The sequence below is a fragment of the Rhodococcus gordoniae genome, from assembly GCF_001646655.1.
Lineage (GTDB): Bacteria > Actinomycetota > Actinomycetes > Mycobacteriales > Mycobacteriaceae > Rhodococcus > Rhodococcus gordoniae.
The window spans coordinates 1-12,401 of record NZ_LPZN01000052.1 but is presented as its reverse complement, the minus strand read 5'-3'; the positions used below and the strand labels follow the sequence as shown (position 1 = coordinate 12,401).

Annotated in this window: 15 protein-coding genes; 13 read left to right on the top strand and 2 right to left on the bottom strand. The window is 65.8% G+C overall.

What is annotated here, in order from left to right; genetic code table 11:
- Positions 1 to 22: 22 nt before the first annotated feature.
- The 3 genes from A8G18_RS18935 to A8G18_RS18925 all read left to right on the top strand — a co-directional run bounded on the left by A8G18_RS18935 (position 23) and on the right by A8G18_RS18925 (position 1,474).
- On the top strand, positions 23 to 214 hold the full coding sequence (locus tag A8G18_RS18935; RefSeq protein WP_064065085.1) for a hypothetical protein: 192 nt from the start codon (positions 23 to 25) through the stop codon (positions 212 to 214).
- A gap of 26 nt (positions 215 to 240) precedes the next feature.
- The gene (locus A8G18_RS18930) at positions 241 to 456 is read left to right on the top strand and encodes a hypothetical protein (RefSeq protein WP_064065084.1); all 216 of its coding nucleotides are present in this window, start codon (positions 241 to 243) and stop codon (positions 454 to 456) included.
- Between the two features lie 76 nt (positions 457 to 532).
- Positions 533 to 1,474, top strand: coding sequence for a DUF3560 domain-containing protein (locus A8G18_RS18925; RefSeq protein WP_064065083.1), 942 nt, complete (start codon positions 533 to 535; stop codon positions 1,472 to 1,474).
- 244 nt (positions 1,475 to 1,718) lie between these two features.
- Here A8G18_RS18925 and A8G18_RS22880 read toward each other — a convergent pair whose 3' ends face one another.
- On the bottom strand, positions 1,719 to 1,934 hold the full coding sequence (locus A8G18_RS22880; RefSeq protein ID WP_064065082.1) for a hypothetical protein: 216 nt from the start codon (positions 1,932 to 1,934) through the stop codon (positions 1,719 to 1,721).
- A 482-nt stretch (positions 1,935 to 2,416) separates the two neighbouring features.
- On the opposite strand from A8G18_RS22880, the gene A8G18_RS18915 reads away from it, so the two are divergent.
- From A8G18_RS18915 to A8G18_RS18880, 8 genes are all read left to right on the top strand, one after another.
- On the top strand, positions 2,417 to 3,217 hold the full coding sequence (locus tag A8G18_RS18915; protein ID WP_064065081.1) for a ParA family protein: 801 nt from the start codon (positions 2,417 to 2,419) through the stop codon (positions 3,215 to 3,217).
- On the top strand, positions 3,214 to 3,555 hold the full coding sequence (locus A8G18_RS18910; RefSeq protein WP_064062142.1) for a hypothetical protein: 342 nt from the start codon (positions 3,214 to 3,216) through the stop codon (positions 3,553 to 3,555). Before A8G18_RS18915 ends, A8G18_RS18910 begins: the two co-directional genes overlap by 4 nt.
- 450 nt (positions 3,556 to 4,005) lie before the next feature.
- A complete protein-coding gene (locus A8G18_RS18905) occupies positions 4,006 to 4,473 on the top strand; it encodes a hypothetical protein (protein WP_064065080.1) in 468 nt (155 codons plus the stop codon).
- 149 nt (positions 4,474 to 4,622) lie between these two features.
- A complete protein-coding gene (locus A8G18_RS18900; RefSeq protein WP_064065079.1) occupies positions 4,623 to 6,092 on the top strand; it encodes a ParB/RepB/Spo0J family partition protein in 1,470 nt (489 codons plus the stop codon).
- A gap of 265 nt (positions 6,093 to 6,357) precedes the next feature.
- Positions 6,358 to 6,630: a hypothetical protein gene (locus A8G18_RS18895; protein WP_039585773.1), complete on the top strand. Its 273-nt coding sequence runs from the start codon at positions 6,358 to 6,360 to the stop codon at positions 6,628 to 6,630.
- Positions 6,627 to 7,184 (top strand): DnaB-like helicase N-terminal domain-containing protein, encoded by a 558-nt coding sequence (locus A8G18_RS18890; RefSeq protein ID WP_064065078.1) that lies wholly within the window; start codon positions 6,627 to 6,629, stop codon positions 7,182 to 7,184. Before A8G18_RS18895 ends, A8G18_RS18890 begins: the two co-directional genes overlap by 4 nt.
- 65 nt (positions 7,185 to 7,249) lie before the next feature.
- Complete coding sequence (locus tag A8G18_RS18885; protein WP_064065077.1) at positions 7,250 to 7,474, top strand: hypothetical protein; 225 nt, start codon at positions 7,250 to 7,252, stop codon at positions 7,472 to 7,474.
- Positions 7,471 to 9,387 carry a Fic/DOC family protein gene (locus tag A8G18_RS18880; protein ID WP_064065076.1) on the top strand — a complete coding sequence of 639 codons (1,917 nt, stop codon included), beginning with the start codon at positions 7,471 to 7,473 and terminating at the stop codon, positions 9,385 to 9,387. Before A8G18_RS18885 ends, A8G18_RS18880 begins: the two co-directional genes overlap by 4 nt.
- Positions 9,388 to 9,744: 357 nt before the next feature.
- Here the strand turns inward: A8G18_RS18880 and A8G18_RS22875 are convergent, their stop codons facing one another.
- Positions 9,745 to 9,933, bottom strand: coding sequence for a hypothetical protein (locus A8G18_RS22875; protein ID WP_147290726.1), 189 nt, complete (start codon positions 9,931 to 9,933; stop codon positions 9,745 to 9,747).
- 690 nt (positions 9,934 to 10,623) lie between these two features.
- Between A8G18_RS22875 and A8G18_RS18870 the strand changes: the two genes are divergently transcribed.
- On the top strand, positions 10,624 to 11,268 hold the full coding sequence (locus A8G18_RS18870) for a superoxide dismutase (RefSeq protein ID WP_064065074.1): 645 nt from the start codon (positions 10,624 to 10,626) through the stop codon (positions 11,266 to 11,268).
- On the top strand, positions 11,265 to 12,233 hold the full coding sequence (gene nrdF / locus A8G18_RS18865) for a class 1b ribonucleoside-diphosphate reductase subunit beta (RefSeq protein WP_064065073.1): 969 nt from the start codon (positions 11,265 to 11,267) through the stop codon (positions 12,231 to 12,233). The genes A8G18_RS18870 and nrdF overlap by 4 nt, the downstream gene beginning before the upstream one ends.
- The last annotated feature ends 168 nt before the right edge of the window (positions 12,234 to 12,401 follow it).

Genomic DNA, 12,401 nt, shown 5'->3' with positions numbered 1-12,401 from the left:
AAAACAGATATAAACTAGAGGCATGAACAAGGAAGAGATCACCGCGAAGCTCCACAACCTCGGCCGCGACATCGATTTCCTGCTCGAGAACATCTCGACCGGCAAGGACATCTCCGTAGTCCTGGCCGAGTCCCGCGACACCAAGGCCGCCGCCCGTGCCGCAGGCATGACCGAGGACGAAATCAGCGCCGCAATCGAATCCGGCCTCAGCTGACCGACCACCCCGGAAGGAAAGACGCGATGACCACTCCCGCCCCCGTCCAGACACTCGAGCTTCCCGACCAGTGGTGCGACTACAACGGCTGCACCACCGAAGCCACCCACACCGACGGCGAGTGGGTCATGTGCCCCCACCACGAGGAACGCGCCTACCGGACCACCACCTACTGGCGGCCGATCCTCCGCTGGACCACCCGCCCCGGCCCCCACTGGCCGGTCTTCACCGCCGAGTACTGATCCACCTCCGCGCCGGTGGGGAGTCACCGCGACTTCCCACCGGCGCGCACTACCGACCCGAACAGGAAACGCGCACATGCTCACCATCACGCACACCCCCACAGAGGGCACGACCATCGACGGCACCAGCAAAGGCGACGGCACCGCCCCGATCCTCAAAACCGCAGGTTGGAAATGGGGACGCAGCATCACCGCCTGGTACATCCCGCACAGCCGCGACCGCGCCCCCCACCTCGCCCGCATCGAGCACACCGCCGCCGCCCTGCGCGCCGCCGGATACGACGTCGAAACCGACATCGACACCACCCTCCGCGACGGCACCGACGCCCACCACAACCGCAACGAGCGTCTGACCGACCGCGCCGCCGCCCTCGCAGCCAAGGCCGAACGCAAGGCCACCGCCGCCGACGCCGCCCACGCACGCCACGACCACGCCTGTGCCGCACTGCCCGAAGGCGGAGAACCCATCAAAGTGGGACATCACAGCGAACGACGCCACCGCCGCGCCCTCGACCGCGCCCACACCACCGCCCGCGCCGCGATCGAAGCCGACGCCGCCGCCCGCTCAGCCGCCGAATCCGCCCGCATCGCCGCCCGCAGCACCGATCACCGCTACACCCCCGCAGTGATCCACCGCCGCATCGAACGACAGAGCGCCGAACTACGCAGCATCGAACGCCACCTCACCAAGTACCGCGCTGCCAGACACACCGCCGAGACCAGCAACCACATGCACCAACTCGAACTCAACAAAGCCGAACTCGAGCGCGACATCGAATACTGGACCGCAGTACGCGCCGAACAGGACGCCACCGACGGCCCCAAGCTCTACAGCCGCGCCGACCTACGCCCCGGATGCTTCGTCAACTGCTCCGGCACCTGGCACAAGGTGATCCGAGTCAACGCAAAGTCGGTCACCGTCGTCACCGCCTACAGCTGGACCGACCGACTGCCCTACGACAAGATCACCGACGCCCGCGCCGAGGACGCCCACACCCCCATCCGCCCAGGTCAGTAACCCACAATCCGGCGGCCGCGACCCCCTCGCGGCCGCCGGTCCCCACTCGCCGCGAGGACGCCATGACCGCCGAATCCCTGTTCGCCGAGTGCATCATCCCCGGATGCAAACAGCCCGTCACCGACGAACTCACCCCCTGCCAGACCTGCCGCACGATCTTCGGACCCATGCTGCAAGAATCCGACCGACCCCCGAGCTACACCGCAGCCGACCTCGCAGAACGAGACGCAGGCACCGCCGCCGCCTACCGCATGATGCGCGCACTACCACCGCGGCCCAGCACAACGACCTGGACACCGAGCGAGAACGCCGCACAGCCGAACACGAAAAAGCCGCAGCGCAGGAACGCGGCGAAGCCGAAAAAGCCAACCAGACCTGCTGGCTCTGCGAAGAACGACGAACCTGCCTTCTCCGCCCCCAAGGGTGGGAATGCCGACAGTGCCGCGAGATCCGCTGACACACGGCCCGAGCCGGACGCCCCTCACGGCCCCGGCTCGGGCCGCCGCCATATCCGCCACACCCCTACACGGTCTGCCACCACCGCGAGGCCGGCCGAGAACCGAACCCGAAGGAGCGGCTGCGCCGCACAGACCCCACCGCCGACCACCAGCCGACGCGAATCCCAGCGGCCCCCTGTGCACGAGCGCCACCGATAGTGTTGGATGTTGGCTAGCGTCACGCACCAGCCGACAGGACTGGAAACCCCGCGAACGCAACCAGATTCAACCCACCACCCCCACCCCCAGTGGCAGCGGTGGCCGACGGCCAGGGCATCGAGCCCTGGCCGTCGCCGTTCCATCCACCACTGACATGAAAATCGCACCTAAACAGATGCAACACCACCCAGTCCGCAACAGTCACGAAACCGCCATCCGATAAGAACCAGAAAAGCACGCTTTATGAATCAGAAGTGATGTATTATTGCATCAGGAAAGGGAGGCCATGAGTTCGAAAATCATTCTGATCGGCAACGAAAAGGGCGGGGTGGGCAAGACCACCACCGTGCTCAACGTCGGTGAAGCCCTCGCCCGTGCCGGCGAAAAGGTGCTCCTGGTCGACCTTGATCCCTCCGGCAACCTCACCCACACCCTCACCAAGTTGCAGCCCGACCTCCGCGCCGCAGCGAAGGTGACCGCCGATCACATCGTCGATATAGACCCGGAGACCCGAAAGCCCGCTGCCGAGGCGATCCTCGATGCAATACGCCCCGGCGTCGATCTCATCGCCGCCCCTGCGAACGCGGCCCACCTCATCGCCGCCGAGAAGAACATCACCAACGATCCCATCGAAGGCCCCCACGTCCTGCGGGAATCACTCGAGCCGATCCGTGACCGCTACGACTACATCCTCATCGACTGCTCCCCCACGCGAAATGCCCTCGAGATGTGCGCGCTCGTGGCCTCTGACCAGCTCATCGTCCTCAACGAAGCGCATGACTTCAGCATCGCGGCCATGCAGGGCGTGACCTCGTACGCCCAGAGCATCAAGAAGCGGCACAACAGCACTCTGTGGGTCCGCGGCACCATCCTCAACAAGGTGCAGTCCGGAACGGTCCTCGCTCGCGCCTGGACCACCCAATTCACCGAGGCCGGCATCCCCGTCCTCGGCAGCGTCCGATCCGCCGAGCCGATCAAGAGGGCCGTCAACGACGGAGTATCCCTCGCCGACACGAAGGACGGTTGGCGTCACGCCTTGGTCTATGACGACCTGGCCACCACCATTACCCAAAGGAAGAAGTCATGAGCGACATCCGCAGCATGTTCGACGCCGAAGCTCCCGACGAGAACGTCCCGGCACGGTCCGCAGCACCGAAGAAGATCGTGCAGCAACCCACCTTGACCCGGCGCACGTTCACCCTCGCCGAATCCGTCATCGACGCTGCGACCAACGCTCAAAAGGGTCTGCGCGGTGTCTACCCCGGCGCACACGGCAGTCTCAACAGCTTCATCGAGGCCGCCATCGCCGAGTACACCCACAAGCTCGAAGAGGAATACAACGGCGGCGAGCCCTTCCCCGAGGTGGAGAAGGTGCGCCGGCGCAAAACCCGCGGCAGCAAGAACGACAGCACCGACGAGGACTGACCGCCCCACAGTCCAACCGTTGAAGGCCCCGACCTCCTGGTCGGGGCCTTCGGTCTATGCGGGCCTCGTGTACAGGCACAGAAACTCCCGGCCCGACCACATCGCTCTACCGATCCCCGGGGGCTCCGCCCCCGGACCCCTGTCCCTCCCTCCCAAGGTTCCCGCTGCTCCGCGTGCACCGCGCCCGGTCACCACACCACGGCCCTACCGGACCCGCCGACCACCGAGCAAGGGAAAACCCGCCCTTGCCCGGCAGTCACCGCGCCCGGTTCACCAGGGCAGCACCGACCGACCGAGGTGCCCGCTCCACCACCGCCACCGAACCACCCCGATGCACCTGCAAAACCGCAGGTCAGAGCCCAAAAACGGGTGACCGGCATCACCAGAAAAGCACCGGAAAAGAACCAACGAAACATCGAAAAAGCATCAAAACAGATGTAAGCTAGAGTCATGAACAACAACGAGAACGACCATCGCCCCGCCGGTCTCCTGCTCGATGTCTACCGCGCCCACCGCCTCGGCGACTGCACCAACGGCGGTATCAGCGCCGCCGCCGACACTCTTCTTCTGGTCGGCGTCCTCGACGAGCGCCGCGCCCGCACGGGCCGCATTACGTCGCTGCCGTCCGGCTGCACCGCCCACGGAGTGCGAAGCCACGTCGGGGGCCGTGAGCAGATCAGCCCCACCGTCGCCGTGCGGATTCGACGCCACGCCTTCATCGAAGGCGGCTATGCCGCTCTGGTCGGAGTCGAATGGAACGCCGACCGTCGTCGGTACGAACTCACCGAGGCGGGACGAGTGGTGATGTTCGGAGGCAACTACGCCGGAACCTCCGACTCGAGACTGGGCGAGCTGTCCGAGCGGTACCTCGGCCACCGATCCATGATCCTGCCCATTCACGACCGCACGGAAGGCTAAACCAACGGCCCCGCCCCGGCGGGGCCGTTGTCGTTTCACGGAAAACCCCAGCTCAGAGCGCAAAAAGTGTGACAGCAGTCACCAGAAAGGCACGAGAAAAGAATCAAATAATCATCGAAAAATCATCAAAACAGATGTAAACTTGAGTCATGAACAACGGAAGCACCGCCGAATTCGCCACCGTCGACCCTGCTGACCTGCTCACGGACTCCAACATCCGCCATGACCTGCGCCTGACCGATGCCTTCCGCGAGTCGATCGCAGAGCAAGGGGTTCTGACCCCCATCACTGTGTGCCGCACCGCCGCCGGACCCCTGCGCGTGCTCACCGGCCACCGCCGCACCGCCGCAGCCCTCGAGGCCGGACTGACCCAGATTCCCGCCCTCATCGTCGGCGACGAAGGCGATGGCACCGACGCCGCCGTCGAACGGCTCGTCACCCAGTGGAGCGAGAACGAACACCGCGCCGCGATCACCAACGGCGAACGCCTGGCCCTGTTCGAGACCCTGGCCGACCACGGACTGACCTCCACCAAGATCGCCCGTCGCACCAAGGCACCCCGCACCGAGATCGAGGCGGCCCTGACCTTGCGCGACGCCGAGCAGCGGGACGCTGTGCAACGAGGCGAGCTGACCATCGAACAAGCCGCCGCCCTCGCCGAGTTCGGCGACGATCCCGCTGCCGTCCGCCGCATCGAGTGGGCCATCGGCAGCGGACGGCTTGACCACGCACTCGCCGCCGAACGGTTGCGCCGCACCGAACGCAACGCCGCACTGGCCCGCGCCGAGGTGTACCTCGCAGAACACTCCATCGCCGCCGTGCCGCTCGGTGCTCTTCACGAGCGAGTGGGGGAGGGGACCAGCCAGCTGGTCGAGCGCGTCACCGACGAAGAAGGCAACACGCCCGCCATCGAAGAAGTCGCCGCCCTCGGACACCTCGGGCTGTACGTTTGCAGCTGCACCACCTATTTCGACCGCGAGAGCGGCGACGAGATCGACGCGGACTACATCGTGGACGAGCTACCCAAGAGCGATGCCCGCGAGGACTGGATGATTCCCCGCGAGAACGTCGTCGAAAACCACGAGACCACGCTGTACTGGCACGTCGTCAATATCGAAGACACTCCCTGGCGCACCTGGTGGGGACACCCCCGCCCCGCCGAGTCCGAACAGGAACAAAGTGCCGAGGACCGCGCAGCTCAGCGGCGCGAAGTGATCGAGAACAACCGCGAATGGCGAGCCGCCACCGAGGTCCGCCGCAAGTGGATCGCCCAGCAGACCACCCGCAAGACCGCCCCCAAGGGCACCGCCTCATTCGTGGCAACAGTGCTGATGAAGTGGCCCCAAATCCCCGCCGCCTATCACGCCCGCACCCTGGCCGAACAGATGCTCCCCACGTCCGACACTCTCGCGAAGCTCGCCAGCGCCACCGACCCCCGCGCCCTGGTCCTGCTGCGCGCCCACATCCTCATCGCCCTCGAATCCCAGGTCGGCGTCGAGCACTGGCGCAAGCCCACCGACCTGTCGCAGTTCTACCTGCGCGCCATCGAAGCCCAGGGCTACACCCTCGCCGACATCGAGCGCCGCGCCGCCGGACTCGACCCCCTCGACGAGCAGTAACGCCCCCTTCCGGTGGGCGGTCGTATCGGCCGCCCACCGGGCCGGACCGCTCGCCGGGTGCCGGCCCCGGCACGCATGGCCGTCGACCGGGGCATCGAACCCCGGTCGACGGCTCCGGCACGGCCCTCACCTACCCATCATAAAAGAATCAAAAAACAACCACACAATCATGTAAAACTCATCGAAAAGTCTTCATAAAGCATGATAATTAAGCGACAATGGACGAATACCTGGGGAAACCCCGTCAAGTCGAAGGAGCGCCGCAATGATCGTCTGGACCGTCACGCTGACCGCGCCCACCGTCGCGCGCTCCGATTCCGGTTGCACCTTCACCCACGCGGCCGCCGCCTCCGACGCCGCCGAAGCAGCGCGCACGCTCGCGCTCGCCTACGGTGCGCCCGCCGGTAGCGCAGTCACCATCACCATCGACGGAAGCGTCATCGCTCGCGCCGCCATCGGCCACTCGGCCATCGGCCACCCCGACCCGACTCCCGTGCTCGACATCGCCGACGCCCTCGACGAACGGATCAGCGCATGAGCGTCACCGACCAGACCGATCTCGACCGCTACCTCAGCGCCGACGAGTTCGCGCCCCCAGACGCCGACACCGAAACCCTGCTGCTGTGCGCGCTGCTGTTCGCCACTCGCGCCGCGGCCGCCGACATCGTGGACCTGCTCACCACCGACGACTTCCACCAGCCACTTCACGCCGAACTGTTCGACGCCATCGCCGCACTGATGAGCACCGGCCAACCCCACGACCCCGCAATGGTTCTGGCCCACCTCGAGCGCCACGGTCGGCTCGCCGGTCACCACGGCCGCCGCCTCGCCTACGCCCTGACCACCGCCACCACCGCCGGCGCCGATCCCACCGCTGCGCCCTACTACGCCCATGCCGTCGTCAGCGCCGCCTATCGCCGCAGCTTTCGCACCGCCGGAGCCGCCATCACCGAAGCCGCCGAAACCCTGCCCGAACACGACTTGTTCGAGCACATGGTCGCCATCGGCCGCGCTCAACGCACCGCCACCTGCCGGCTCGAGCACGTTCGCGCCCGTATCGGCGCTGCGCCTACCGTCGGGAACATCAAGTAGACATAGCGATGGGGGAGGGGAGCCTGCCTCCGCTCTGACAGTCCGACGCTCGCGAGGGGGAGACCATGACCGACAAGGAAAACCACGATCAGACATTCCGAGAGATATTCGCTCCACACGGCGAAGAAGCTCTCAAGAATCACATTGCCCAGAACATCCGCGCTGCCAACGCAATGGCAGGCAAGTTCGACATCGAAGATCCCCGCACGATTATCGACAGGCTCGAGGCCGGTGAAACGCTCGACGATCTGATCAACGAGCTCCTCCCGCACAGCGAGGACGCGGAGTGACCGGATCGGCCGCCGAATCCGAGGGCTACATCCCCGGAACCGACGTCCGAATCAACCTTCTCGGCATCACTGATGCACGCCTACTCGAACGCATCGAGGACCGAGCCTTCGCGGCTGGGATGTACGAGTTCGCGCAGGTCCCGTCGCCCGAGAAGTTCACCGGCGATTTCCTGCGAGAGATCCACCGGCGCGGTTTGTATCGCGTGTACTCATGGGCCGGCCAGTACAAGACCGTGGCCACCACGCAGGGGAACCTTCCGATCACGCACTCGAGCCCGGAGGACACCGCCACCGACGTCGAGGAACTGTTCGCCGATCTCGCCGCCGAGAACAACCTGACCGGACTCGATCACCGCACCTTCGTCACCCGCCTCGCCGACTACTGGGCACGTCTTACGGAAATCCATCCCTTTCCCGACGGAAATTCTCGAAGCCAATTCGAGCTGTTCCGGCGCGTCGCCATCAAGGCTGGATGGGTGATCGACACCGATCGCGTCGATCTCGCTGCATTGTCCGCAGCCCGCTACGTCACCGCGGAGAGCGGAGATCCCAGACTGCTCGCCGATGTCCTCACCCTCGCCGTCGTGCCGGTCACCGGCTACGCACCCATCGAGCCTGTGCCCGGCCGACCCGCTCTTTCCCTGGTCAGCCACCTAGCGATGATGCGCGACTACGACCGCGACCGCAGCGGCCCCTACACCGCCACTGAGGCATTCCGCGAGGTAACCCGGGAGCGATCCTTGAGCGGAGCCGAACTCGACAACGCTCACGCCCTGGTCCGCATCGGCCTGAACCTGGCCGAACGCACCGAGTACGGCCCCGAACACGATGCTGCCGTGCGCCGAATTCTCGAGGGCACCTCCACCCTCGCCGCCGAACGCGCCGCCGCAGCACTACCGGAGCCGAACCACCGCTACAAGGACCTGTTCGATCCGGCAGCAGGCAAGAACACCATGCGCTACGACACCGGAGCCCCGGTCAATGCCTTCGACGAACGCGACCCCGCCCGGCTGCGCCGCCTCATCACCTGGGAGTTGGCACTGCGAACCGCCGATTACCTCGCCCACCGCGACATCACCGGTGACGGCAGTGAACTGCACGCAAGTGTCATCCACCGTGAGCTGCACACCGACTTCATGCCGATCATCAGCGACACTCCCGCCTACACCAACCCTGTGATCGCCGCCCCGGACGAGGACACTCTCACCGACCCCCACCAGCTCGGACGCCACATTGCCGCCATCCAGAAGGAAACCGAAGGCGTCCAGTCGGTCGCCGTCGTACTCATGACCGACCAGCTCGTCCACGACCACCCCGGCCGCACCATCGACTGGCGCACCATCGACCCCGACGCGCTCTGTGCCGCAACCCACGCAGCGAACTACCACGACGATCCCCCCGAAGGCATCGAACCGGACCCGGCCCTCGAGGACGCCATGCGAGTTGCCGGCCGGGAAGCCTTCGCCGCCGAACTCGCCCGCGCCATCACCACCGAGCTCCCCGCCGCCGCCCCGGACCTCGGCACGGTCGACGCCGCGCAACGGTACGAGAGGCACTGGGATGTGCTGGCCCACCGCAGCTACGCCCTGCTGGAGAATTACCCGGAACGCAACGAGACCTACGAGCCGCTGACCACCGCAATCCAAGCGGCCGAGGAACCCTGCCACGCCACGTCGACCGGGACCGTCGATGTCTCGGAGGCAGCGGAACCGAATCCCGCCGACGGCGAGCCGCACCGGAATTTCCCGCATCCCGACGAGGTAGGGGAGGAGCAGGGCCCGCTCTCGACAGCGAAGGCTCTCCACGGACCACCGCAGGTCCACCACACCCCACCACAACCGAACAGTCGACCTCCGGCCATACATGAACACCAGCCACCCACGCAGGACCTGCACCTCGGGCCGCAGCTGTAGGACCGACGACACGTGAAGGTGTCGATGTCGGGCATCGCTACCCGTGCGCTGTCCACTCCTCCGCCAGGGCAAATCGTGGTGTTGGCAGCGTGGCCTCTCAACACACACCCTGCGACAACAGTTCGGCCCTCTACGAGCTGAGACGGGCACCCGGGAGAGACACGCTTCCAGAGGGGATTCGCCCCTGTGCAGTTCGGTCATTCACTGCACCATCTGCGGGAACATCGTGGAACGAGCAGTATCGGGGCCATGGAAGGCCGCGCGCAGTGGCCCTCAACGAAACTGTCTGCACCGACCACTATCCGAATACCGCAGAAGACGGAAATATAGAAAAAACCGAACCCACACGAGGTCCGCTTACTTCCGCCGCCCTTCCAGCGTGGACAGCAACACTAACTTCGTGCCCATCAGATCGAACGCCGCCTCGCTGTCCCCGGCGACGAGAAGCTCCCGCTCCCGGGCGTGTAGCGCCGCAATCGCGGTCTCGAGCTCATCGTCGGTCATCGCATCGGCGGCATCTCCGATGGCTCGTGTCCTGTCCTCCACACGCCGAAAGTAGTCACGGTGTCGTCCGCTGTACGCACAGCCCAGCAGCAGAAAAGGCGATGGTCCCCGGCGGGGGCGCCGGGGACCATCCTTCGACCCGTCAGGGAATCACTCACCTGTCGGGGAACTCGGGTGATTGCAGCGGTCACCGTAGCGAAAGGAGTTATCGCCCGCCAAACAGGTGAAGCGGAAGCGACCGGCACGAGGAAGAGCCCTCGTAGTCAATCCTCGACGGGGCACGAGATCGGTGATGCGCGCCGGCCACGGATACGTGAGCGGGCTGTCGGCGTCGACCTCGATCATGGCCATGCCGGTGTCCTCGTCGATGTCTTCGACGGTGAACACGAACGTGCCGCGTGCTGACCTTCACCTGCTGCCAGGCTTGATGGTGGTGCTGTCTCCGATCGACACGGGCAGCCCACTGCACCGTGCCGTACCTGTGGGGGGCGATGGTCGGCCCGTCGGGGAAATCACTCACCTGTCGGGGGCTCGCGCGATCGCCGCCGTCACCGTAGCGAGGGCGAGGGCAGCCCGCGCCGGGGTGTAGTGGCGCGGGCCGCCCTCGTGGCTGTCGGTACACACTCCGACAACTTCACGGTACGGCAAAAATATTTGTTCGGTTAGCCGAACTCGAGTTAGCGTTGTCGGGTATCAGCCCCGTGACCTGCCCGAGCGAGGAGAAACCGGCCGATGCCCGTCTACCAGCTACCCGACCTGACCTATGACTACGGCGCATTGGAACCGGTGATCAGCGGCGAAATCATGCAGCTGCACCACAGCGCCCATCACGCCGCCTACGTCAAGGGCGCGAACACCGCACTCGAACAGCTCGCCGACATGCGCCAGGCGCGAGATTTCGCCCGGCTGCCCGGCCTGGAGCGCACGCTGGCCTTCCATCTGGCCGGCCACAGCCTGCACTCGATGTTCTGGACCAATCTGTCCCCGGACGGTGGTGACCGTCCCGACGGGGAACTCGCCGCCGCGATCGACGAGTTCTTCGGCAGCTTCGACGCGTTCCGCGCCGAGATGACAGCGGCCACCGCGAGCGTGCAGGGCTCGGGTTGGGGCGCGCTGGCCTGGGACCCGCTCGGTGCCCGACTGGTGGTGCACCAGATCCACGACCATCACATCTCCGTCGCACCCACCACGACACCGCTGTTGGTGTTCGACGCCTGGGAACACGCGTTCTACCTGCAGTACCGCAACGTCAAAACCGACTACATCGACCGACTGTGGTCCCTGGTGAACTGGCCCGACGTCATCGCACGCTTCACCGCCGCCCGCGCAGGCGTCGGCACCGGATTGTTCACCCTCGACGGTGGGGCCCGCTCGTGACCGGACGGCTGGTCGATCGTGTGCACGCGATCAACTGGAACCGGCTGCCCGATCCCACCGACGCCCAGGTCTGGGACCGGCTCACCGGCAACTTCTGGTTGCCCGAACGCATCCCGCTGTCCAACGACCTGGCCTCCTGGCAGAGCTTGACCGACCACGAACAACAGCTGACCGTCCGGGTCTTCACCGGCCTGACCCTGCTCGATACCGCCCAAGCCACCGTGGGGGCGGTCGCGATGATCGCCGACGCGGTCACCCCGCACGAAGAAGCGGTACTGACCAACATGGCGTTCATGGAGTCCGTGCACGCCAAGAGCTACAGCTCGATCTTTTCCACCCTGTGCACCACTGCTGAGATCGACGCCGCGTTCGACTGGTCCGAAACCAACCCGTACCTGCAACGCAAAGCGCAGATCATCGTCGACTACTACCGCGGCGCCGACCCGCTCGCACGCAAAGCTGCCTCGGTCATGCTGGAGTCGTTCCTGTTCTACTCCGGCTTCTACCTGCCCATGCGATGGTCCGCGCGCGGCAAACTCACCAACACCGCCGACCTCATCCGCTTGATCATCCGCGACGAAGCGGTGCATGGCTACTACATCGGCTACAAATGCCGGCGCGCACTGGCCGAAGTCACCGAAGCCGAACGCGCAGAGCACCGCGACTACACCTACGACCTGCTGCACACCCTCTACGCCAACGAGGTCGACTACGCCCACACCCTCTACGACCACACCGGGTGGACGCCACAGGTGCTGCCCTACATGCGTTTCAACGCCAACAAGGCACTGGCCAATCTCGGCTACCCACCCGCCTTCGAGCCCGCCGAATGCCAGGTCGCCCCCGAGATCCTGTCCGCGCTCGATCCCGGAGCCGGTGAGAACCACGACTTCTTCTCCGGCGCCGGCAGCTCGTATGTCATCGGCAACCAGCAACCCACCCACGACGAAGACTGGGACTTCTGACCATCCCGTCCACAGCTCCGGCAGAAAACGAGACGAGGGCGTGGGGCCCCGGGTCGTCGCTGCGGTGCGCCGAGGGGGTGTGCCCCCACCCCTCGGCAGAGTGATCACCCGGTGGTCCGGCTGTCGCTCTCGACCATTCGTTACGTACGTATCATGATACGTACGTAA